The organism is Intrasporangium sp. DVR, from assembly GCF_040365325.1.
GTDB lineage: Bacteria > Actinomycetota > Actinomycetes > Actinomycetales > Dermatophilaceae > Intrasporangium.
This window is the reverse complement of record NZ_BAABZW010000003.1, coordinates 202,597-224,047: the sequence shown is the minus strand read 5'-3', so window position 1 is coordinate 224,047 and position 21,451 is coordinate 202,597. Positions and strand designations below refer to the sequence as shown.

General features: G+C 72.2%; 19 protein-coding genes and 1 riboswitch. Of the genes, 9 read left to right on the top strand and 10 right to left on the bottom strand.

All coding sequences use genetic code 11. From position 1 onward, the window contains the following. Positions 1–3: 3 nt before the first annotated feature. Positions 4–741, bottom strand: coding sequence for a cobalt-precorrin-6A reductase (locus tag ABWV20_RS03935; protein WP_353353517.1), 738 nt, complete (start codon positions 739–741; stop codon positions 4–6). Positions 742–768: 27 nt separating this feature from the next. Here ABWV20_RS03935 and ABWV20_RS03930 point away from each other — a divergent pair, with 27 nt between their 5' ends. Continuing rightward, positions 769–2,256, top strand: coding sequence for a cobyric acid synthase (locus tag ABWV20_RS03930; protein WP_353353516.1), 1,488 nt, complete (start codon positions 769–771; stop codon positions 2,254–2,256). Next, the gene (gene cobF, locus ABWV20_RS03925) at positions 2,253–3,029 is read left to right on the top strand and encodes a precorrin-6A synthase (deacetylating) (RefSeq protein ID WP_353353515.1); all 777 of its coding nucleotides are present in this window, start codon (positions 2,253–2,255) and stop codon (positions 3,027–3,029) included. Before ABWV20_RS03930 ends, cobF begins: the two co-directional genes overlap by 4 nt. A gap of 61 nt (positions 3,030–3,090) precedes the next feature. Here cobF and cobN read toward each other — a convergent pair whose 3' ends face one another. After that, positions 3,091–6,756 (bottom strand): cobaltochelatase subunit CobN, encoded by a 3,666-nt coding sequence (gene cobN, locus ABWV20_RS03920; RefSeq protein ID WP_353353514.1) that lies wholly within the window; start codon positions 6,754–6,756, stop codon positions 3,091–3,093. A gap of 41 nt (positions 6,757–6,797) precedes the next feature. Beyond that, positions 6,798–6,929: riboswitch (cobalamin riboswitch) on the bottom strand. Between the two features lie 37 nt (positions 6,930–6,966). Here cobN and ABWV20_RS03915 point away from each other — a divergent pair. The 4 genes from ABWV20_RS03915 (at position 6,967) to ABWV20_RS03900 (ending at position 11,235) form a co-directional block, all read left to right on the top strand. After that, the gene (locus ABWV20_RS03915) at positions 6,967–7,749 is read left to right on the top strand and encodes a GNAT family N-acetyltransferase (RefSeq protein WP_353353513.1); all 783 of its coding nucleotides are present in this window, start codon (positions 6,967–6,969) and stop codon (positions 7,747–7,749) included. A gap of 72 nt (positions 7,750–7,821) precedes the next feature. Further along, positions 7,822–8,961 carry a 4Fe-4S domain-containing protein gene (locus ABWV20_RS03910; RefSeq protein ID WP_353353512.1) on the top strand — a complete coding sequence of 380 codons (1,140 nt, stop codon included), beginning with the start codon at positions 7,822–7,824 and terminating at the stop codon, positions 8,959–8,961. 46 nt (positions 8,962–9,007) lie between these two features. Beyond that, positions 9,008–9,685, top strand: coding sequence for a precorrin-8X methylmutase (locus tag ABWV20_RS03905; protein ID WP_353353511.1), 678 nt, complete (start codon positions 9,008–9,010; stop codon positions 9,683–9,685). After that, complete coding sequence (locus ABWV20_RS03900) at positions 9,682–11,235, top strand: precorrin-2 C(20)-methyltransferase (RefSeq protein ID WP_353353510.1); 1,554 nt, start codon at positions 9,682–9,684, stop codon at positions 11,233–11,235. Before ABWV20_RS03905 ends, ABWV20_RS03900 begins: the two co-directional genes overlap by 4 nt. A gap of 163 nt (positions 11,236–11,398) precedes the next feature. Here ABWV20_RS03900 and ABWV20_RS03895 read toward each other — a convergent pair whose 3' ends face one another. After that, complete coding sequence (locus tag ABWV20_RS03895) at positions 11,399–11,737, bottom strand: NifB/NifX family molybdenum-iron cluster-binding protein (protein WP_353353509.1); 339 nt, start codon at positions 11,735–11,737, stop codon at positions 11,399–11,401. 229 nt (positions 11,738–11,966) lie between these two features. Here ABWV20_RS03895 and ABWV20_RS03890 point away from each other — a divergent pair, with 229 nt between their 5' ends. Together ABWV20_RS03890 and ABWV20_RS03885 are read left to right on the top strand one after the other, a co-directional pair. Further along, positions 11,967–12,236: a YgaP family membrane protein gene (locus ABWV20_RS03890; protein ID WP_353353508.1), complete on the top strand. Its 270-nt coding sequence runs from the start codon at positions 11,967–11,969 to the stop codon at positions 12,234–12,236. A gap of 31 nt (positions 12,237–12,267) precedes the next feature. Then, entirely contained in the window at positions 12,268–13,041 is a 774-nt protein-coding gene (locus ABWV20_RS03885) for a sigma-70 family RNA polymerase sigma factor (protein WP_353353507.1), read from the top strand. Here the strand turns inward: ABWV20_RS03885 and ABWV20_RS03880 are convergent. The 7 genes from ABWV20_RS03880 to ABWV20_RS03850 all read right to left on the bottom strand — a co-directional run bounded on the left by ABWV20_RS03880 (position 13,038) and on the right by ABWV20_RS03850 (position 20,554). Continuing rightward, positions 13,038–14,585, bottom strand: a complete 1,548-nt coding sequence (locus ABWV20_RS03880; RefSeq protein ID WP_353353506.1) for a CYTH and CHAD domain-containing protein — start codon at positions 14,583–14,585, stop codon at positions 13,038–13,040. The two genes, ABWV20_RS03885 and ABWV20_RS03880, sit on opposite strands and share 4 nt — an antisense overlap. A gap of 264 nt (positions 14,586–14,849) precedes the next feature. Next, positions 14,850–15,092 carry a thioredoxin family protein gene (locus tag ABWV20_RS03875; RefSeq protein ID WP_353353505.1) on the bottom strand — a complete coding sequence of 81 codons (243 nt, stop codon included), beginning with the start codon at positions 15,090–15,092 and terminating at the stop codon, positions 14,850–14,852. A 22-nt stretch (positions 15,093–15,114) separates the two neighbouring features. Continuing rightward, the gene (locus ABWV20_RS03870; RefSeq protein WP_353353548.1) at positions 15,115–16,149 is read right to left on the bottom strand and encodes a permease; all 1,035 of its coding nucleotides are present in this window, start codon (positions 16,147–16,149) and stop codon (positions 15,115–15,117) included. A gap of 218 nt (positions 16,150–16,367) precedes the next feature. Beyond that, on the bottom strand, positions 16,368–16,784 hold the full coding sequence (locus ABWV20_RS03865; protein ID WP_353353504.1) for an aromatic ring-opening dioxygenase LigA: 417 nt from the start codon (positions 16,782–16,784) through the stop codon (positions 16,368–16,370). A gap of 161 nt (positions 16,785–16,945) precedes the next feature. Then, positions 16,946–17,593 (bottom strand): CueP family metal-binding protein, encoded by a 648-nt coding sequence (locus ABWV20_RS03860; RefSeq protein ID WP_353353503.1) that lies wholly within the window; start codon positions 17,591–17,593, stop codon positions 16,946–16,948. 23 nt (positions 17,594–17,616) lie between these two features. Further along, positions 17,617–20,106 carry a heavy metal translocating P-type ATPase gene (locus tag ABWV20_RS03855; RefSeq protein WP_353353502.1) on the bottom strand — a complete coding sequence of 830 codons (2,490 nt, stop codon included), beginning with the start codon at positions 20,104–20,106 and terminating at the stop codon, positions 17,617–17,619. A gap of 196 nt (positions 20,107–20,302) precedes the next feature. Then, positions 20,303–20,554, bottom strand: a complete 252-nt coding sequence (locus ABWV20_RS03850) for an SHOCT domain-containing protein (RefSeq protein ID WP_353353500.1) — start codon at positions 20,552–20,554, stop codon at positions 20,303–20,305. Between the two features lie 154 nt (positions 20,555–20,708). On the opposite strand from ABWV20_RS03850, the gene ABWV20_RS03845 reads away from it, so the two are divergent. Next, a complete protein-coding gene (locus ABWV20_RS03845; RefSeq protein WP_353353498.1) occupies positions 20,709–21,446 on the top strand; it encodes a response regulator in 738 nt (245 codons plus the stop codon). The last annotated feature ends 5 nt before the right edge of the window (positions 21,447–21,451 follow it).

Here is a 21,451-nt window from a genome sequence, read left to right as displayed (position 1 = left end):
GCCTCAGCCGAGCGACTCCACCCACCGAGCCGCGGCGGCCGGCTCCTCGACGACCACCACCCCGTCGGGCAGCGGAGGGCGGCGCACCACGACCACCGGAACGCACAGGCGAGCCGCGGCCTCGAGCTTGGCCTCGGTCAGCGCACCCCCCGAGTCTTTCGTCAGCAGCACGTCGACCCGACGGTCCTCCATGAGCGCCCGCTCGGCGGCATACGTGTAGGGACCGCGCGCCTGGAGCAGCTCCCACGACGCCGGGACCGGCCAGTGCGGCGGGTCCACCACCCTCGCGAGGACGTAGCGGTCGTCCCACCCGGCGAAGACCTCGAGCTGCTGACGACCGGTCGTCACGAACGGCCGCACCCCCAGCCCCTCGGCTGCGACTCGGGCCACCTCCACGTCGGCCACCCAGTGGAACCGCCCAGCGTCGGCGTGACGCTCCCAGCCGGCCCGCTGCAGCCGCACGAGGGGGACACCGGTCAGCGCGCAGGCCTCTGCCGCGTTGGCGGAGATCTGTGCAGCGAACGGGTGGGTCGCGTCGACCACCGCTCGCACGGCATGGTGACTCAGGTGGGCGACGAGTCCGTCGACGCCACCGAAGCCACCCGTCCGCACCCTGCCCACGGGCAGGGCCGGCCGGCTCACCCGGCCCGCGAGGCTCGACACCACGTCGTGGCCACGGTCCACGAGCACGGCGGCGAGCGCACGGGCCTCACCCGTGCCACCGAGAAGGAGGATCCGCATGGCGGGCAGTCAATCAGGTAGTCGGTCGTGACGGCGTCCGGGATCCTCGTCGCGGGCACCTCGTCCGACGCCGGCAAGTCCGTCGTCGTCGCCGGGCTGTGCCGCGCGCTGGCGCGCCGCGGCATCCGCGTCGCGCCGTTCAAGGCCCAGAACATGTCCAACAACTCCATGGTGTGCGTCGACGGCGAGATCGGGCGGGCCCAGTACGTCCAGGCGCTCGCGGCCCGCGTCGAGCCGACCACGGCGATGAACCCGGTCCTGCTCAAACCCGGGACCGACCGCCGCTCCTTCATCGTCGTCCGCGGGCAGCCCGCGGGGACCCTCGAGGCCGGTCAGTATGCCGCTGGGCGCGCTCACCTGCGCGACGCCGCGTTCGCCGCCTACCGGGAGCTCTCAGACGAGTACGAGCTCGTCGTGTGCGAAGGCGCCGGGTCACCCGCCGAGATCAACCTCCGGGTCGGCGACTACGTCAACCTCGGACTCGCCCGCGAGTTCGGCCTGCCCGTCGTCGTCGTCGGCGACATCGACCGAGGCGGGATCCTCGCCTCGCTCTACGGGACGTGGGCGCTGCTCGACGAGGGCGACCGCGAGCTGCTGAAGTCCTTCGTCATCAACAAGTTCCGCGGGGACGTGTCGGTCCTCGAGCCCGGTCTGCACGAGATCACCCGGCGCACCGGAGTGCCCTTCCACGGGGTCATCCCGTGGCTGCTCGACGTGTGGCTCGACAGCGAGGACACTCTCCAGGTCGGCCACTGGCGCGCGTCGACGTCGCTCTCAGCGACGGCCCGGGAGCGGCTGCGCGTCGCCGTCGTCCGGCTGCCGCGCATCTCCAACGCGACCGACGTCGACGCGCTCGCCGCCGAGCCCGGCGTCGACGTCCTCGTCACCATCGACCCTGCCGTGTGCGACGCCGCCGACCTGCTCGTCCTGCCCGGGTCCCGCTCGACCGCAGGGGACCTCGCCTGGCTACGGGACAACGGCCTGGCCGACGTCGTGGTGCGAAGAGCCGCCGCGGGGCGACCCGTGCTCGGCGTGTGCGGCGGCTACCAGATGCTCGCCGACGAGATCGAGGACGACGTCGAGGGCGAGGTCGGAATCGTCCCCGGGCTCGGGCTGCTGCCGACCCGGGTCGAGTTCGCGGCCGAGAAGGTCCTGGCCCGGCCCAGCGGCACCTGGCGCGACCACCCCGTTGAGGGGGCGTACGAGATCCACCACGGCATCGCCCACCCCTGCGTCGACCGAGCCACCCCTGCGGCGGAGCCGTTCCTCGACGGCTGGAGGGCCGGTCAGGTGTGGGGCACCATGTGGCACGGCGCCTTCGAGAGCGATGCGTTCCGGCGGGCCTGGCTCGCCGAGGTCGCCCGGGCTGCAGGGTCGCTCTGGCTGCCGGAGCCCGGCGCGCCGAGCTTCACGGACCGACGCGAGCGGATGCTCGAGACCCTCGCCGATGCTCTCGAGGAGCACGTGGACATCGACGGCCTGCTCGCCATGACCCGCGTCGGAGCTCGCTCGTGATCAAGCGGATTCGGATCATCGGCATCGGCATGGGCGACCCGCGGCACCTCACCGGCGAGGCCGTCGACGCCCTGGCCACCGTCGACGTCTTCCTCGTCGCCGACAAGGGCGAACGATCCGCCGACCTGCTCGCAGCCCGGCAGGCGGTCTGTGACGCCGCCATCCCCGCCGACCGCACCTACCGCGTCGTGGAGGTCACCGACCCGGAAAGGGGACCAGACGCGGAACGGAGCCCAGCGGCATACGGCCGAGGTGTGCGCGACTGGCACGCAGCGCGCGTGGACGCCTACGCCGACGTCATCGCGACGCTCGAGCCGCACGAGGAGACGGTCGGCTTCCTCGTCTGGGGCGACCCGGCGTTCTACGACTCGACGATCCGCATCGTCGACGCGCTGACCGGGAGGCTCGACGTCGAGCACGACGTCATCCCCGGCATCAGCGCGCCGCAGCTGCTCGCCGCCCGGCACCGCGTGCCGCTCAACCGGATCGGCGCGCCCATCCACGTGACGACGGGCCGCCGGCTGGCCGACGAGTACGACCCGCGGCTCGGCGACGTCGTCGTCATGCTCGACGGCCACCTCGCCTGCCGAGGGCTCGTCGACCGGTACCCGGACCTCGAGCTGCTCTGGGGCGCCTACCTGGGGTCGGCCGACGAGCTGTTGGTCCGCGGTCGGCTGGCCGACGTCATCGACGAGGTGGCACGGGTGCGGGCCGACGCCCGCGAGCGTCATGGCTGGGTGATGGACACCTACCTGCTCCGCCAGGCGGACTGAGCACCCTGGGAGCGGCGCGAGCTGCACACTCGATCCTGCCGGTCGAGTGTGCAGCTCGTGCTCACGACTCGAGGTCGCCCTCGACGTCGAGGTAGACCTGCTGCAGCTCGGCGAGCAGCTCCGGGTCCGGGTCGGCCCAGAGACCCCGCTCGACCGCCTCGTGGAACCGTTCGACCATGCCGTGCAGGGCCCACGGGTTGGCGTGCCGGAGGAAGTCCTGGTTCTCCTTGTCGGTGACGTAGGTGCGGGCGAGCTGGTCGTACATCCAGTCGTGCACGACCCCGGCGGTCGCGTCGAAGCCGAAGAGGTAGTCGACCGTCGCAGCGAGCTCGAAGGCCCCCTTGTAGCCGTGCCGGCGCATCGCCGCGATCCAGCGCGGGTTGACGACGCGGGCGCGGAAGACGCGGGCCGTCTCCTCGGCGAGGGTGCGCGTGCGGATGGCGTCGGGTCGGGTCGAGTCGCCGACGTAGGCGCGGGGGGCCGTGCCGGTCAGGGCCCGGACCGTCGCGACCATGCCGCCGTGGTACTGGAAGTAGTCGTCGCTGTCGGCGATGTCGTGCTCGCTGGCGTCGACGTTCTTGGCGGCGACGTCGATGCGGCGGTAGGTGCGCTCCATGTCGCCACGAGCGGGCACGCCGTCCAGCTCCCGGCCGTAGGCGAAGCCGCCCCACGTCGCGTAGACCTCCGCGAGGTCCTGGTCGTCGCGCCAGTTGCCCGACTCGATCAGGGGCAGGATGCCCGCGCCGTAGGAGCCGGGCTTCGAGCCGAAGATCCTGGTCGTGGACCGGCGCTCGTCACCGTGCTCGGCGAGGTCGGCCTGCGCGTGGGCGCGGACGTAGTTGACGCCGTCTGCCTCGTCGAGGCCGGCGACGAGCCGGAACGCGTCGTCGAGCAGCGCGATGACGTGCGGGAACGCGTCGCGGAAGAACCCCGAGATGCGGACCGCCACGTCGATCCGGGGGTGGCCGAGCTCGTCGAGCGGGATCGGGTCGAGCCCCACCACGCGGCGCGACATCTCGTCCCAGCGGGGCCGGACACCGATGAGCGCGAGGACCTCGGCGATGTCGTCCCCCGAGGTCCGCATCGCCGACGTGCCCCAGACCGAGAGGCCCACGGTGCGAGGCCACTCCCCCGTGTCGTCCCGGTGCCGCTCGAGGAGGCTGTCGGCCATCGCCTGCCCGGTGTCCCAGGCGAGCCGCGAGGGGATGGCCTTCGGGTCGACCGAGTAGAAGTTGCGGCCGGTCGGCAGCACGTTGACCAGGCCGCGCAACGGTGACCCCGACGGACCGGCCGGCACGTAGCCGCCGTCCAGGGCGTGGAGGACCGCGTCGACCTCCCCTGCCGTGCCCAGCAGCCGCGGGACGACCTCGTCGCACGCGAAGGCCAGTGAGCGGCACACGGCCTCGTGGACGGAGTCCGTCACGTCGGGACCGAGCGTGGCGCGCACGACGGCGGGGACGGCGTCGCGGTGCCAACCGGCCTCCGCCAGCCCACCGACGAGCCCGCTCGCCTGCTCCTCGAAGCGGTCCACGGCGTCCCGGTCCAGCGAGGACTCGTCGTGGCCGAGCGCGGTGCGCAGGCCGGGCACCGCGCCGACGGCACCGGCGAAGACCTGGTTGGCGCGGAGAATCGCGAGGACGAGGTTGGTCAGGCTCTCCCCCTGAGGAGCCTGCCCAAGGATGTGGAGGCCGTCGCGGATCTGGACGTCCTTGATCTCGCAGAGCCAGCCGTCGACGTGCATGACGAGCTCGTCGAAGGTGTCTGCGTCGGGGGCGTCGGCCGCGTCCTCGAGACCGAGGTCGCGGTGCATCTCCGCAGCCCGCAGCAGCGACCAGATCTCCGCCCGCAGGGCCGGCGCCTTGGCCGGGTCCATGACCGAGACGTTGCCGTACTCGTCGAGGAGCTGCTCGAGCCGGGCGATGTCGCCGTAGGACTCGGCCCGCGCCATCGGCGGCACGAGGTGGTCGACGATCGTCGCGTGGGCACGGCGCTTGGCCTGGCTGCCCTCGCCGGGGTCGTTGACGAGGAAGGGGTAGACGAGCGGGATCGACCCGATCGTCGCGTCCGGGCCGCACGCCGCCGACAGGGCGAGGTTCTTGCCGGGCAGCCACTCGAGGTTGCCGTGCTTGCCCATGTGGACGATCGCATGGGCCCCGAAGTCCCTGGCCAGCCAGTCATAGACGGCGAGGTAGTGATGGGTCGGCGGCAGGTCCGGGTCGTGGTAGATCGCGATCGGGTTGGCCCCGAATCCGCGTGGTGGCTGGACGATGATGACGACGTTGCCCGCACGGAGCGAGGCCGCCACGATCTCGCCCTTCACATCGGTGTGGCGGTCGACGAAGACCTCGCCCGGTGCCTCGCCCCAGTGCTCGGTCACGGCGCTGCGCAGCTCGGCAGGAAGCGTCTCGAAGAACTCGCGGTAGCGGGCCGCCGAGATCCGCACCGGCTGCCCGGAGAGCTGCTCCTGGGTCAGCCAGTCCTCGTCCTGGCCGCCGGCCTCGATCAGGGCGTGGATGAGGGCGTTGCCTGCGGTGGTGTCCGGGGACTCGCCCTCGACCGGGTCGAGCGGGCCGGTGCCCGGGATGTCGCCCGGTGATCCGAGGTCATAGCCCTGGTCGCGCATCGCCCGGAGCAGCCGGATGATCGAGACGGGCGTGTCGAGGCCGACGGCGTTGCCGATCCGCGAGTGCTTGGTCGGGTAGGCGGACAGGACGACCGCGATGCGGCGGTCCCTGGCCGGCACGTGCCGCAGCCGCCCGTGGTTGACCGCCAGCGTCGCGAGGCGCCGGCAGCGCTCCAGGTCGGGCACGTAGTGCGGCAGCCCGTCGGCATCGACCTCCTTGTGCGAGAAGACGCTTGCGATGATCCGACCGTCGAACTCCGGCACCGCGACCTGCGTCGCGACGTCGAGGGGACTCATCCCGTCGTCACTCGTCGCCCACTGCTCCCGGCTCCACGTCAACGTCAGGCCCTGGAGGATCGGCACGTCGAGCTCCGCGAGGGCCGCCACGTCCCAGGACTCGTCGTCGCCGCCGGCTCCGGCCGAGGCGGGGCGCGTTCCGCCCGCCGCGAGCACCGTGGTGACCAGCACGTCATAGCCGCGCAGGTGCTCGAGCAGGTCCGCCGGTGCATCACGGAGCGACGTGACGAAGACCGGCGTCCCGATGCCGCCTGCCTCCGCCACCGCGTCCGCGAGCGCCTCGACGTGGGCGACGTTCCCGGCGGCGTGGTGCGCCCGGTAGTAGAGGATCCCCACGCGCGGCCGGCCTTCACGCGCGAGCGAGCCCAGCGGCATACGGGACGATGCGGCACCCCACTGCGGCTGCTCGGCAGGCGGCTCGAAGACGTCACCCGTGAGCAGGATCGTGTCGGCGAGGAAGGCATGCAGGTGGCGCAGGTTGTCCGGCCCGCCCTGCGCGAGGTAGCGGTGCGCCTCCGCGACGATCCCCGGCACGACCGTCGACAGCTCCATCAGCGCGGCGTTCGGGGTCTGCTCGCCGCCGAGGACGACCATCGGCACGCCCGCGTCCCGCGCGGCCCTGAAGCCGTCGCACAGGTCCTGCGGCCCACCGAGGATGCGGGCCACGACGATGTCCGCGCTGCCGATGACGTCCGCCATCGAGGCATGTCCGGGACGGGAGGGGTTGGCCACGACGTAGTCGCCACCGCTCGCGCGGGCGCTGAGCAGGTCGGTGTCGGACGTGCTGAGCAGGGCGATGCGCGTCATGGGGCTCCTTCGCGAGGTGTCCACGCCCCGCGGTCGGTCGGATGTGATGCGCGGCCGGCAGTTCCTGACTCACGGCCCCCCCCGGGGGTGGCGCGCTCACAGTGGCGGGACCGTCCCGGGCTTGCACCGGGTTCCTGGTCGACGACGCAGGCGTCACCCTAGCGCCACGTTTCCGGGACACGCCTCCCACCCCAGCCCTACCGTCGTGTCATGGACGACCCGCGGATCCACCTGGTCGAGGAGAACCTGCTGTCCCAGTTCGAGATCCTGGCCGACAGCGGCCACGTGACCCGGCTGCCGGACGAGGACGTCGTGGCCTTCCGCCGCGACCTCCCCTTCCCGCTCTTCAACGCCATCAGCGGCGCGCGGTTCGCCCCGGGCACGGCTGGCGAGCGCACCCGGGAGCTCGTCGCCGGCTACCTCGAGCGGGGCAACGGGCTCCTCTGGTGGGCGACCCCGTCGACGATGCCTCCCGAGGCCGACGTCGCGCTCCGCTCGCTCGGGATCCACCCGTCACCGGAGCCGGGGATGCACCGGACCATGGCGGGCGAGGTCGACAGCGGCCGAACGCCTCCGGGCCTCGCCATCGTCGAGACCGAGGTCGACGAGGTCCTCGCGGACGTCCTCGCCGAGGGTTTCGGCTTCCCGGCGTTCGTCGTGGAGCCGATGCGCGCTGCCATGGCCAGCATCTCCAGCGGCGTGCTCTTCCACGTGCTCGCGACCCTCGACGGCAGGCCCGTCGGCGGGGGGAGCGGCTTCCTCAGTGGGCCGGACCGGCGCACGCTCGGGATCTACAACATCACGACCCTCGACAGCGCGCGCCGTCAGGGCATCGGCCGGGCGGTGACGGCAGAGCTGATGCGGCTCGGACGTGAGCGCGGCTGCACCGACGCGGTGCTGATGGCCTCGCAGCTCGGCCGGCCGACCTACGAACGCCTCGGTTTCGTCGAGGTCTGCCAGACGCCGCAGTACGTCTGGGCGCCATCGACGTGACCGTGGGGGCGCCCCCTACGATGGCGCCGACCGTCATCCGCTCGGCACGGCCGGGCCAGCCCGGGGAGACCCATGACCAGCCTGCCGCAGTCGTCCCGCACCGGGGCCGACGCGTGCCCAGGGGTCGCTCGCCCGTTCGGCGCGGCCGACGGGGCCATCGTGCGGGTCCGGACGGGCGCGCGGCCGGTGACCGTCAGCGCCCTCCGCGATCTGCTCGACATCGTTGCGGGACAGTCTGATCCGCAAATCCAGCTGACGTCCCGCGGGGCCCTGCAGCTGCGCGGCCTGCCCGACCCACTTCCCGCCGGGGTGCGCACGGCGATCGCCGCCACGGGACTGGTCCCTTCGGCGTCGCACGAGCTGGCGCGCAACATCGTCGCCTCGCCCCTCTCCGGCCTCGGCGAACCGGGGCTGGCGGACGTGCGCGGTCTGGTGGCTGCGCTCGATGCCGGGCTCTGCGACGACCCTGCCCTCGCCGGTCTGCCCGGCCGGTTCCTCCTCGCCGTCGACGACGGCCGCGGCGACGTCGTCGGGTCGGGTTTCGACATCGCGATCGTGGCCACCGGACCCGACTTTGCCGCCGTCCTGGCTGGTGGTCCGCATCGGGGCTGGGCCGTCCCCGTCGAGCAGGCCGTCGGGGTTGCTCTCGACCTGGCTCGCGAGTTCCTCGCCACCCGTGAGCGGCTGGGGTCGACCGCGTGGCACGTGCGCGAGCTCGGCGTGCCGCTGGGCGCGCCGGGGGCCGTCGCGCTCTCCCTCCCGACCAGCCCACCGCCCTCCGTCGGTCGCCACGGCGACCATGCCGTCGTGGCCGTCCCCTTGGGCCTGCTCACGCCCGCTCGTGTCGCGGCGCTCGCCGACGTCACGGACGAGGTGATCGTGACGCCGTGGCGCAGTCTCGTGGTGCTCTCCGGGGCTGGTGGCCTGAGCCGGCTCGCGTCAGCCGGGCTCGTCATCGACCCATCGGACCCGTGGCTGCGCCTCCATGCCTGCACCGGCCTGCCCGGCTGCGCCAGGTCGGCCATCGACACCCGGCGGCTGGCGCACGAGCTCGCTCCACGGATGCCGCTCGGCTCGCTCCCGGTGCACGTCAGCGGGTGCGAGCGCCGGTGCGGGACGCCGCGCGGTGCCTTCGTGGACGTGCTGGCGCCGTCGTCGGTCCCCGAGGCGTTGAGTGCCCTCGAGGCCTCGGAGGCGGCCCTCTCGCCCTGAGGGCCCGCGGCGCCGAGGACCGAGCAACCCCCTACGATGACGGGCGATGTCTGCGCCCCAGCCCCCCGCACCGCCCCTCACCCCTCCCACCCGTCGCTACGACTACGAGACGGATGGCCAGGAGATCTACCGGCGCTCGTTCGCGACGATCCGGTCCGAGGCCCCCCTCGACCACCTGCCCGAGGAGGCCCGCGCCGTCGCCGTCCGGATGGTTCACGCGAGCGGCGACGTCGGCCTGACCGAGCAGATCGCCGTCCATCCGCGCCTCGTCGCGGCAGCCCGCGCCGCCCTCGACAGCGGCGCACCCGTCTTCACCGACGCCCACATGATCGCGTCGGGCATCACCCGCGCCCGCCTCCCCCGCGACAACGCCGTCATCTGCACGCTGCGCGACGAGCGGGTCCCCGCACTCGCCCAGGCCTGGGGCACGACCCGCTCGGCCGCCGCAGTGTCCCTCTGGGGCGACCGGGTCGAGGGGGCGGTCGTCGCGATCGGCAACGCGCCGACGGCCCTGTTCCACCTCCTCGAGCTCATCGCCGACGGAGGCCCCCGGCCGGCCGCGATCATCGGGATCCCGGTCGGCTTCATCGGCTCGGCCGAGTCGAAGCTCGCCCTGGCCGACAACCCCTTCGACGTGCCGTGGCTCGTCGTCCACGGGCGCCGCGGCGGCTCGGCCCTGGCCGCCTCCGCCGTCAACGCCCTCGCCCGAACGGAGGAACTGTGAACCGCACCCCCGGCTGGCTGCGCGGGGTCGGCGTCGGCCCCGGCGACCCGGACCTCGTGACGATCAAGGCCGCCCGCACCATCCGCTCGGCGGACGTCGTGGCGTTCCACAGCGGGACGAAGGGCGACTCCATCGCCCGCCGCATCGCCGCCCAGTACTTCCGCCACGACGCGATCGAGGAGCTGCTCGTCTACCCGGTCACCACGGGCGTGACCGACCACCCGCTGGGCTACCACGGCCTCATGGCGGACTTCTACGACGAGTCGGCCGCGCGCCTCGCCGCCCACCTCGACGCCGGGCGCAACGTCGTGGTGCTCGCCGAGGGCGACCCGCTCTTCTACGGCACGTACATGTACCTCCACGACCGCCTCGCCGACCGCTACGACTCCGACGTCGTCCCCGGCGTCACCTCCGTGAGCGGCTCCACGGCCGCCGTCGCCACCGGCCTGTGCCGGCACGAGGACGTCCTGACGATCCTCCCCGGCACCCTGCCGGTCCCCGAGCTCGCCCGACGGCTCGCCGACACCCAGGCTGCCGTCATCATGAAACTCGGCCGGACCTTCCCCGGCGTCGTCGAGGCACTGCGCCAGGCGGGCCGGCTCGACGAGGCCCGCTACGTCGAGCGCGCGACCTCCTCCGCCGAGCGGGTCCTTCCCGTCACCGAGGTCGACCCCGCCACCGTCCCCTACATGTCGATGATCGTCGTGCCGGGCCGGGACCTGCGCGCCGACTCAGCCGGGCGCGCAACGATGCCGTATGCCGCTGAGCCGGCCCAGCGGCATACGGCTGAGCTGGGTGCCGCGCTGGGTGAGGTCGTCGTCGTCGGCCTCGGCCCGGGACCCGACCGGTGGCTGACGCCCGAGGCGAGCGCGGCGCTCGCGGAGGTCGACCATGTCGTCGGCTACGCGCCCTACGTCGACCGGGTGACGCAACGGCCGGGCCTGACCCGACACCCGTCCGGCAACACCGTGGAGGTGGACCGGGCCAGGCATGCCCTCGAGCTGGCCCGCACCGGCGAACGCGTCGCGGTGGTGTCGGGAGGGGACGCGGGTGTGTTCGGCATGGCGGCGGCCGTCTTCGAGGCCGCCGAGGACCCGGCGTTCGCGGGTGTCCCGGTCCGGGTGCTGCCCGGGGTGACTGCGGCACAGGCCGTCGCGGCTCGGGTGGGCGCGCCGCTCGGCGGCGACTTCGCGATCATGTCGCTCTCCGACCGGCTCAAGCCGTGGTCGGTCATCGAGCGCCGCCTGCGCGCCGCCGCGGAGGCCGACCTCGTCATCGCCCTCTACAACCCGGCGTCACGCACGCGCACCGGGCAGATCGCCCTGGCCAGGGAGGTCCTGCTCGGCGTCCGCGGCCCCGACACGGTCGTCGTCGTCGGTCGTGACGTCGGCCGCTCGGAGGAGTCGGTGGCGGTGACGACGCTCGGTGGGCTCGACCCCTCGACGATCGACATGAAGTGCCTGCTCCTCGTCTGCGCAACGGGGACTCGGGTCACCGCCGACGGTCGGGTCTGGACACCGCGCTTCGTGGAGCAGCCCGCCGTGGTCTGACGGGCCTGAGGGCGGGATCGCCCGGGCGTGCGGTCGCTCAGAAGGGCACTGCCGCCGTCGGCGCCGTCTCCGTGCGCTCGACCCTGGCCTCGCCGCTGTCCCCGGGACGGACGCGCCAGCTGCCGTGGTTCCCCGGGGCTACGGCGTCGTGGACCGCGCGGGATCAGCCGGACGGAGTGCCGGACGCGGTCAGCACGGCCTGTCTGGCGTCGCCGCGGGCACCCTGGACCAGCCGGAGGCCCATCGTCCCGAGCATCCGCTGCATGCCGGCCCCGACGTGCTCCGCCACGACGACCTCGATGCCGTGCTCCTTGAGGAAGGTGGCGATCCGTGCGTGGTGTGACCCCTCGGTGCCCTCACCGTGCAGGCGGTCCCACCCCACGGGCACCTCGTTCCACGAGGTGATCTGGCCGTCGGTCACGTCGGCCACGGCCACCCGGGCCGCGCGACCGAGGCCGCCCCCCACGGTGTCACCTGGGCCGAGCGTCGTCATCACGATCATTGCGAGCTCCTCTCGTCCCGACCACCGTAATCCGCTGCCTCCCGCCACCGTCGGGCAGGGTCCGCCACCGGTCGACGGACGGCTGGCCGGCCGACGACTGGCCGGCCGACGACCGGCTGGGACTGGGCACCGGTGGGTGGTCCGACCGATGTAGCGCTTTGGCCCGCTCGTGCGTCAGTGAACCGACAGCGAACCACCAGCACCTGCTGGACACCGAAAGGAGCACACCATGAAGCGCAACCTGGGAGCCTCGGACCGTCTCGCCCGCGCCGTCCTCGGCGTCGGCGCCCTCGGCTGGGCGGCGGCGCTGGGGTGGTCGTCCACCGCCGCGATCGTCCTGCTCGCCCTCGCCGCCCTCCTCGTCGTCACCGCCGCTGCGGGGTTCTGCCCGCTCTACCGCCTGCTCGGCCTGAGCACCTACCACCCGGAGCGCACGGCTGCGGTCCCCGCCGGGCGCACCGAGCGAACCGAGCGCGCTGGGCAACGCACCCGACACTAGGCTCGATCCCATCCTCAGAGAGGCGGGTCCCGTGGACCTGGATGACCTGGCCGCGACGCTGCCGCGGGAGCTTCCCGGGCTCCTGCGGTACGCCCGCGGCCTCACCCGTGACCCGGCCGACGCGGAGGACCTGGTCCAGGACACGGTGGCCAGGGCCCTGGAGCGGGCTGGGTCCTTCCGCGGCGACGCGTCCCTGACCACATGGCTGCACCGCATCCTCCACAACCTCGCCGTGGACCGGCTGCGCCGCCTGCGCGAGGTCCCGACGGAGGAGGTGGCCGAGCTTTCCGAGCTGGCCGAGCGCCAGTGGCGCGCAGACACCTACACCGTCGACGTGGCCACCGTCGCAGCCAGGGCGGAGGACCGCGACGAGCTCCGCGAGGCCCTCGCCCACCTGCCCTTCGACCAGCGCAGCGCGGTCCTGCTCCACGACATGGAAGGCCTGACCTCCGCCGAGGTCGCGCGGATCCAGCGCATCAGCCTGGCCGCGGCCAAGCAGAGGCTCCGGCGCGGGCGGATGATGCTGGTCTCCGAACTGGCTCGCGGGGCCGAGCGCCGCCATGACCTCGAAGGAGTCCCGATGCGTTGCTGGGAAGCCCGCCGTCACGTGAGCGACTACCTCGACGGGGAGCTCGAGCCCGCGGTGGCGCGGACCGTGGAGCAGCACCTGCAGGGCTGCCCCACCTGCCCGCCGCTCTATGCCGCGCTCGTCGCGACGACCGACGCCTTGCGCCTCACCGGCCGTGACCCCGACACCGTGGTGCCGCCGGACATCGCGCAACGCCTGTCCAGCCCCACTGACTAGCCCACCCAGCGGTCCAGCTGCTTGCGCCGGAGCTTCTTCCACGCCTTGTCGAAGTCCGCCTCGGCCCGTTCGGCCCGGGACTCCTCGACCCCGTGCAGGCGCCCGAAGGTGAAGGCGTTGTCTCCGTCGAGGTGCGCCTGCATGCCGAGCTCTCGCAGGCGTTCCCGGGCGACGACGGAGTCCTGGTGGACGCCGAGGGCCTCCTGGACCTTCTTGGCCGAGGCGGCCAGGGACCGGGCCTTCCTGCCGACCACCGGCCTCGCCATCTCAGCGGCGTAGCGGAGGCGCTTCGCCTTCTTCCGCGCTTCGTGGAAGGCGACGTCGCGCTGCGTGGGCTCCTCCGCCGTGTCGATGGCGCGAACCGCCCGGTGCAGGCGCTTGACGTCTCGCCGCAGGAGCCGCTTGACCCGCTTCCCGGCCGGCCCGTCGGCGTCCGGGGCCAGCGGTGGCGAGGCACTGAGCCCGTCGAGGGCGTCGAGCAGGCGAACATAGCGGGCGCTGTCGAGCGTCTCGACGGCGCGCTCCCGGCCGGCCTGGTAGGCGGCACTGAGCTGGTCGTCGATGCGCGCGGCCACCGAGCCGACGACGAGCTCTGCCGGTTGGGCCGCGATGACCTCCGAAAGGTGCTCGCGCAGGACCTGGGCGTCACGGGCAGCGCCGAGCGACTCGCCGAGCCAGCGCAGCTCGTCACGAACCGGGTCCGTGGCGGAACGATCGAGCAGGGGGCGCCACGTCGCCAGCGCCGAACGGAGGCGGCGGGCAGCGATCCGCAGCTTGTGGATGCCCTCCGGGTGGCCCTCCCGGACCGCGGCGTCGTGCGTGTGGAGCTTGGCCGTGTGCTCGGCCAGGTGCGCGGCGAGCAGCTCGCGCGCCGTTCCGTCCGAGAGGTCGTCCTCCGACGGATGAGGCGCGTCGGCGGGCAGGTCCCCGAGCGTCCGGCGCAGCTTCGACGCCGACGCAGCAGGCGAGGCGCCGGCCGACCGGAGCCGCCCCTCGACGAGGTCGAACAGCTCGGCCGGCCCGCGGTCGAGCTCCAGCTCCCACTCGCGCCACGACTGCTCGAAGCCGGTGTCCGAGCCCGAGCCCGCTCCGTCGTCGAGTCGCCGGGCCTGCACGTGGTCGTCGCAGACGCGCGCCAGGACGGCACCGTCGCCATCGCACAGCGCGTACTCCCGACGCACGGTGTTGACCTGCGCGACGGGACGGAGCGGGCGGCCGCGGACGAGCGCACGCACGCGGGCCGTGAGCGGGGCCGGCACCTCGCCGGGGTCGTCCCCGAGCGGCTCGTGCATCTCGGTCCGCGTGTCACCGCCGCCGGGCAGCTTGAGGTGCCATCCCTCGTCGCGGCCACCGGTGCGCCGCCGCAGCGTGACACCGGCGCGCGCGAGGTCGAACCCCGACGTGTCGTAGTAGACCGCGTGCAGCGCGAGCTCCTCCGGCTGACGCACCGCACCGACCCCGGCCACCCCGGAGAGGTCGGGAAACACCACCCCGGTCTCGATGTCGTACTTGCGCTCGATCTCGTCCCGCTGCGAACCGGCCATACCCCTCATGTTCCCCCCAGCCGCAGTGCCGAACAGCAAACCGGAGGCGTATGCCGCTGAGCTCGCTCCCAGCGCCCGCATCGGGAGGACCCTCCCGACCTCCCCGCACGGGACGGGGCCGACGAGGTCATGCGGTCAATGCCCGTCGAGTGGCACCAGTCTCCACATCGACCTGTGGAGGCCGGGGCCACTCGCGAGACGAGCGGCTGACGCAGTGCGAGCGGGACGGCGTGCAGGTCCGGACCGACGGTCAGCCTGTCCTGCTCAACGGGCGTGGGCGAGGAGGACGGCGGCCAGCTCGGCGGGGCGGGGCACTCGACCGCTGACGACGAGCTCCTCGTCGACGACGAGGCCCGGTGTCTTGAGAACGCCGTAGCCCGCGATCTCGCTGTAGTCCGTGACCTTCTCGACGGTGGCGTCCACACCGAGCTCGGCCAGGGCCGCCCTGGTGTTCTTCTCGAGGTTGCGGCAGTTCGCGCAGCCTGGGCCGAGGATCTTGACGATCATGTGGTCCTCCATCGGGTCGTGGTCAGGGGAAGAGAGCGTTGAAGAGGTAGCCGATGCCGACGAGGCCCAGCGTCACCGAGCCGAAGAAGATGGCGAGCAGCGGTGGCTTGAGCACCCGCCGGAGCATGATGGCCTGCGGGATCGAGAGGGCGATCGCGCTCATCGTGAACGTCATCACGGTGCCGAGGGACATTCCTTTGGCCCACAGCGCCTCGGCGATGGGGACGACCCCGGCGCCGTTGACGTAGAGCGGGACACCCGCGACCGCGGCGACGAGGACGGCGAAGGGGTTGCCGGGCCCGGCGTACTCGGCGAAGAAGTCCTCGGGCACCCACCCGTGGATGGCGGCCCCGATGCCGACGCCGAGCAGGACCCACGTCCACACGGTGGTGAACACCTCCTTGGACTCCTCGACCGCGGCGTCCACCCTCTCGGTCCACGTGGGCACGTGCCCCGCGGCGCGCAGCTGCGCGATCCTCGTGGCGAAGACCATGTCCTCGACCCATCGCTCGAGTGCGAAGCGGGAGAAGACCCAGCCGATGGCCAGGGCGATGGCGGAGCCGGCCAGGACGTAGGCGCCGGCGATGTGCCAGCCGAACTGGTCGCCGATCATGATCGCCGCGACCTCGCTCACCAACGGCGACGCGATGAGGAAGGTCAGCGTGATCGAGAGGGGGATGCCCGCGGCGACGAAGCCGATGAAGAGCGGGATCGAGCTGCACGAGCAGAACGGCGTGACGACGCCGAGCACCACGGCGAGAAGCAGCCCGACGGCCAGCCCCTTGCCTGCGAGGTAGTCCCGCGCCCGATCCAGGTCCAGGCTCGCGCGGAGCATTCCGATGACGAACATCAGGCCAGTCAGGAGCAGGAAGATCTTGATCGTGTCGTAGAGGAAGAAGTGGACACCGGACCCGATCCGGCCTTCGAGGTCGAGACCGAGGAGGTCACCGAGCAGCCAGGACCACACCCGTCCGTTCGCCCAGTAGAGGCCAACCCAACCGGCTGCAGCGAGCCCCACCCGGAACCAGACGTGGGCATCGGCCCGCCGCCGCAGCATGACGCTCACGGTGATCCCACCACGACTGAATTGTCTCGCGGTGGGATCGGCCCCGGCGACCGCGCTGAGGGGTTCCTTCCGTCACACCCGGTGGAGGTCCGGCGTGCCGACTCCCCCCGGGCGGCGCGGCCCCCGCGTACGCGAAAGGCGGTGCCAGCTGAGCTGGCACCGCCTGTCGCACCGTCCGGGCCGACGCCCGGTTGCTGGTCTCCTCTGCCTCACACCGTGTGCGCAGGGGCCCGTTCGTACGCCACGTCTCGACGGCTCAGGGACATGAGCGCCCAACCGATCAGGAGCAGCATCAAGCCAATTCCCATCGCCATCGCGGCGACGCCGAAGGCGACCACCGAGGTGAAGAGCGACGCGCGCAGGAACGACGCGGACATCGCGGTCTGACGCAGTGGGTCCTCACGGTCGAGCTCGGCGTACGTCTTGCCACCCGTTGCGTCAAGGGCGTGGTGGTCGATGATCTCGGCCTCCGCGTACGCGGAGAAGGGGCCGTCGACCTCGTCACCAGCAAGCATCGAGGCGTCCTTCGCGACGGTGATCTTCGCGGCCTTGAGCTCGTTGTGGACCATGTAGTACGTGACGCCACCGGCGATGATCATCAGGATGCCGACGATGGCAACGATCATGCCGAGGGTTCTTCCGGTACGGCTGGCCATGCGAGTTCCTCTCTAGATGTAACAGATGCGATGAGTATGGCCCTCAGTGGGACTCGGTTGGTGGATGACGAATGGCCATACCGTCGCGTGTCCCCGGGTCCGTGGCTGCGCAGCAGGCGCGGCCGGCGGGCTCAGGTGAGCTGGAGAGTGGCCAGGCAGGTCGCCGACTCCTTGCCGGTGGAGATGGCCGAGGTGGCCGAGCGCCCCTCGGAGGTCACGGTGATCGTGCCCTCGATGTCACGCGGCAGCCAGAAGCCGACGAAGCCGTTGGCGTAGGTCTTCTGTGTGCCCTCGACGAGCGTCTTGCCAGTGGAGTCAACGATCTTCACGTCGACGTTCTGGTTCGCGAGCTCGCCGGTGCAGGTGGTCAGGCTGTGGTAGAAGCATTCGTGCGTCTGGTTCACGTAGGGGGCCACGGAGAGGTAGAACTTGTCGGCGGGCAGGGCCACCTGCGTCTCGGTGCCACCGTCCTTGAGGACCAGCTTGTCGTAGCGGACCGACGCGAAGATGTCCTTCTGCCGGTCACTGGCCTGGTCCAGTGCCGTGATGACATCGGTTGCGCTGCGCCCGGAAAGACCGAGCTTGGCGAGGATGGCGTCCGCTTCGGAGCCTGCCGCGGCTGCCGCAGCGGGGGCACCCTGCGGCGCCGCGCCCGGGGCGTCCGCCGCGCTGGCACAGCCCGCGACGAGCACGAGCGAGGCCACTCCGGCGGCGACCCAGGCGAGCGGGGCGCGGCGGGTTCGGTTCGGACGGTGGGCTGAGAGCTGGCGCTGGTTCACGGCTCTACTGTCGCCGACCATGTTCACCGTTCGACGAAGGGTCCATGAAGGTCTGGTGAAGGCGTCGGTGCGGGCAGTGGCAGCCGCTTGAGCATGAGCGCATTGACCGCGACGATGATGCTGGACCCGGACATCGACAGGGCCGCCACCTCCGGTCGCAGGGTCAGTCCCCAGGCCGCGAAGACTCCGGCGGCGATCGGCAGCGCAACGGCGTTGTAGCCGACCGCCCAACCGAGGTTCTGCCGCATCTTGCGCAGCGTTCCCCGGCCGACCCGGAGCGCCGTCGGCACGTCGAGCGGGTCAGACCGCATGAGCACGACGTCGGCGGTCTCGATCGCGACGTCGGTGCCGGCGCCGATCGCGATCCCGAGGTCGGCCTGCGCCAGCGCCGGTGCGTCGTTGACGCCGTCACCGACCATGGCGACGGCGCGACCCGCACGCTGCAGGTCGGCGACCTTGGCCGCCTTGTCCCCCGGCAGGACCTCCGCGATCACCGTGTCGATGCCGAGCTGCGCGGCGATGCGTTCCGCCGTCGCCTGGTTGTCTCCTGAGAGCATCACGACCTGCACGCCCAGCTCGTGCAGGGCGCGGACCGCGTCCGCCGACGTCTCCCGAGCGGCATCGGCGAGCGCGATGACGGCCACGGCGACCCCGTCGACGCCGACGAGGACGGCGGTCTGGCCCGCCGCGGCGAGCTCGTCACGCTGGGCGAGCAGCCCACCGAGGTCGACAGCCTCTGCCTCCATGAGCTTGCGGTTGCCGACGACGACTCGCCGTCCGCGGACATCCGCCACGGCACCGTGGCCGGGGACGTTGCGGAAGCCTGACGCCACCTCACCCGCGAGGCCCAGCCCAGCGGCATACGACACGACGGCTGCGGCGAGGGGGTGCTCGGACTCCTTCTCGACGGCGGCCACGAGGGACAGCACCTCCGCCTCGCTGCTGCCCTCGACGACGACCTTGGTGACCTCGGGGGCGCCCTTGGTCAGGGTGCCGGTCTTGTCCATGACGACGGTGTCGATGTGGGCCGAGCTCTCGAGTGCGGTCGCATTCTTGAAGAGCACTCCCCGTCGCGCGCCGAGCCCGGTGCCGACCATGATGGCCGTCGGCGTGGCCAGCCCCAGGGCGTCGGGGCAGGTGATGACGACGACGGTGATCGCGAAGAGGAGTGCGACCTGGACGTCTGCGCCGACGCCGAGCCACACGAAGAAGGTGGCCAGCCCGCCGACGAGGGCGACGAGGACCAGCCAGAAGGCCGCTCGGTCCGCCAGCCGCTGGCCCGGCGCCTTCGAGTTCTGGGCCTCCTGGACGAGGGCGACGATCTGGGCGAGCGCGGTGTCGGAGCCGACCTTCGTCGCCCGCACCCGCAGCGTCCCCGTGGTGTTCATCGACGCGCCGATCACCTGCGACCCACCGGACTTCGGGACCGGGAGGCTCTCACCGGTGACCATCGACTCGTCCACGTCGGACTCGCCGTCCTCGACGACCCCGTCGACCGGCACCTTCCCGCCGGGCCGCACCTGGACGAGGTCTCCGACGACAACCTCGGAGGTCGGCACCTCGACGGGCTGCCCCTCCCGGATCACCGTCGCCATGGGTGGGGCGAGGTCGATGAGGGTGCGGATCGCGTCGTTCGCGCCGCCCCGTGCCCGCATCTCGAACCAGTGCCCGAGCAGGACGAACGTGGTGAGCATCGCGGCGGCCTCGTAGAAGACCTCGCCCCCACCACGGAGCGTGACATGGACGCTGTAGAGCCAGCCCGCGCCGATCGCGACCGCGACGAGGACCATCATGTCGAGGGTGCGGTTGCGCAGGGCGCGCACCGCGCCGTCGAAGAAGATCCAGCCGGAGTAGAAGACGACCGGCAGGCTGAGGACGAGCGACCACACGTCGTCGCGCAGGCCGAACGGCGCGGCGACGCCGAAGCCGAGCATGTCGCGCCCCATCGGTGACCACAGCGTGATCCCGAGCGCGAGGACGGCGGCGACGACGAAGCGGTTGCGCATGTCGCGGACCATGTCCTCCATCGACATGCCGGCGTGACCGCCGTGGCCCATCGCCTCGTGCGGCGAGAGCACCGCTGGTGCGACACCTCCGTGGCCGTCGTGGCCATCGTGGCCGTCGTGCTCGGCGTGGCCAGGTGCCGTATGCCGCTGGGCCGGCTCCCGCTCCAGCGTTTGGGTCCGGTGGTCGGCTGGGTGGCCAGCTGGGTGGTCGGCTGGGTGCTCGTGGTGAGCGGGAGCAGCGTGGTGGTCGGGAGTCGCGTGCTCGGTTGGCGGGCACACGTGGGACGGGACCGACGCACCGGCGCAGTGGTAGCCGCACTCACGCACCCAAGCAGCGAGCTCCTCGACGCTCGTCTTCGCCGGGTCGAACGCGACGGTCGCGGTCTGGGAGACGGCGTTGGCCGTGACCGCCGTGACACCCGGTCGGCGGAGGAGCCCCTTTTCGATCGCGGGCTCAGAGGTGGCCCAGTGCAGCCCACCGACGTGCAAGACGGTCTGCGTCGTCATGACGCCTCCTGAGGGTCGGTTCGTCGTGGGTCCGGTCCAGACCCACGATACCCCTAGGGGGTATGCATCCGACAACCCCTCGCCGACCTGCACTATTCCCGGGCCACTGCCACGGTGTCACGGCCCACCCACGCGGTCACGGCCGACGCACGCAGTCACGGCCGAGGGCTGCCACCCCGCCCGTCACTGCGTGCGCTCAGTGCGCGTTCTTCAGGACGTTCCTCGTCCGCTGGTACTCCTCGATGTCGATCTCGCCGCGCGCGAGCCGCTCGTCGAGCAGCCGCAGTGGCTCCGCAGCCCTCGGCGTGGATGCACCGTCCTCGGGACGGCGACCCAGGATCACGGCCCGCACGACATAGGCGACGAGCACCCAGAAGCCGATCGTGCCGATGAGCATCAGCAGCCACATCCACCACTCGGCGCCGTAGCCCCAACCGTGTCCCCACATACCGGTGCCTCCTCTCGATGACGGAATGTCTCCTGAGTCACAGGTTCCCCCCGTCATGTCTGGGCCCCGCGACGATTCCATGAAGGTTTGACGAAGTTCCGCGCAGGCCGGGCAGTTGGGGACTGCGAACCCTCCGGGACGGCAGACTGACGCCATGGAGTCCCCGTCACCCGAAGCCAACGCTGCCCGCCGCATCCTCGTCGTCGACGACGAGCGTGCGCTCGCGCAGATGGTCAGCACCTACCTCGCGCGGGCGGGCTACTCCGTCGCCGAGGCCTACACGGGCACGGACGCCCTTGCGATGGCCCGAGAGCTGGACCCGGACGTCATCGTCCTCGACCTCGGGCTCCCGGGGCTCGACGGCGTCGAGGTGTGTCGCCAGGTGCGCACGTTCTCCGACTGCTACGTCCTCATGCTGACGGCCCGCGGCGACGAGGTGGACCGCATCATCGGCCTGTCGGTGGGGGCCGACGACTACATCACCAAGCCCTTCAGCGCCCGCGAGCTGGTCGCCCGGGTCCAGGCCGTCCTGCGCCGTCCGCGCCAGCGCGGCGGGTCCGCCTCGACGGGAAGGGGGCAACCCGAGGAGCCGGAGCGCGTCTTCGGCGACCTGTCCATCGACGCAGCCGGTCGGAGCGTCACCGTCGCCGGGGAGGAGGTGCCGCTGACACGGACGGAGTTCGACATCCTCGACGTCCTCTCCGCGCGCCCCAAGTACGCCTTCTCCCGACGCCAGCTCATCGACGAGGTGTGGGACATCGCCTGGGTCGGGGACGAGCACATCGTCGACGTCCACGTGGGCCACATCCGCCGCAAGCTCGGTGACGACCCCGCCGCTCCGAGCTACATCGAGACGGTCCGCGGCGTCGGCTACCGGATGGGCCGGGGGTGAGCGGC

What these genes read in the sequence shown, in the direction of transcription:
- ABWV20_RS03935 (WP_353353517.1), bottom strand. Translation starts at nt 741, where the DNA reads ATGCGGATCCTCCTTCTCGGTGGCACGGGTGAGGCCCGTGCGCTCGCC.
- cobN (WP_353353514.1), bottom strand. Translation starts at nt 6,756, where the DNA reads ATGACGCGCATCGCCCTGCTCAGCACGTCCGACACCGACCTGCTCAGC.
- ABWV20_RS03915 (WP_353353513.1), top strand. Translation starts at nt 6,967, where the DNA reads ATGGACGACCCGCGGATCCACCTGGTCGAGGAGAACCTGCTGTCCCAG.
- ABWV20_RS03910 (WP_353353512.1), top strand. Translation starts at nt 7,822, where the DNA reads ATGACCAGCCTGCCGCAGTCGTCCCGCACCGGGGCCGACGCGTGCCCA.
- ABWV20_RS03905 (WP_353353511.1), top strand. Translation starts at nt 9,008, where the DNA reads ATGTCTGCGCCCCAGCCCCCCGCACCGCCCCTCACCCCTCCCACCCGT.
- ABWV20_RS03895 (WP_353353509.1), bottom strand. Translation starts at nt 11,737, where the DNA reads ATGATCGTGATGACGACGCTCGGCCCAGGTGACACCGTGGGGGGCGGC.
- ABWV20_RS03890 (WP_353353508.1), top strand. Translation starts at nt 11,967, where the DNA reads ATGAAGCGCAACCTGGGAGCCTCGGACCGTCTCGCCCGCGCCGTCCTC.
- ABWV20_RS03880 (WP_353353506.1), bottom strand. Translation starts at nt 14,585, where the DNA reads ATGGCCGGTTCGCAGCGGGACGAGATCGAGCGCAAGTACGACATCGAG.
- ABWV20_RS03875 (WP_353353505.1), bottom strand. Translation starts at nt 15,092, where the DNA reads ATGATCGTCAAGATCCTCGGCCCAGGCTGCGCGAACTGCCGCAACCTC.
- ABWV20_RS03870 (WP_353353548.1), bottom strand. Translation starts at nt 16,149, where the DNA reads ATGCTGCGGCGGCGGGCCGATGCCCACGTCTGGTTCCGGGTGGGGCTC.
- ABWV20_RS03865 (WP_353353504.1), bottom strand. Translation starts at nt 16,784, where the DNA reads ATGATCGTTGCCATCGTCGGCATCCTGATGATCATCGCCGGTGGCGTC.
- ABWV20_RS03855 (WP_353353502.1), bottom strand. Translation starts at nt 20,106, where the DNA reads ATGACGACGCAGACCGTCTTGCACGTCGGTGGGCTGCACTGGGCCACC.
- ABWV20_RS03850 (WP_353353500.1), bottom strand. Translation starts at nt 20,554, where the DNA reads ATGTGGGGACACGGTTGGGGCTACGGCGCCGAGTGGTGGATGTGGCTG.
- ABWV20_RS03845 (WP_353353498.1), top strand. Translation starts at nt 20,709, where the DNA reads ATGGAGTCCCCGTCACCCGAAGCCAACGCTGCCCGCCGCATCCTCGTC.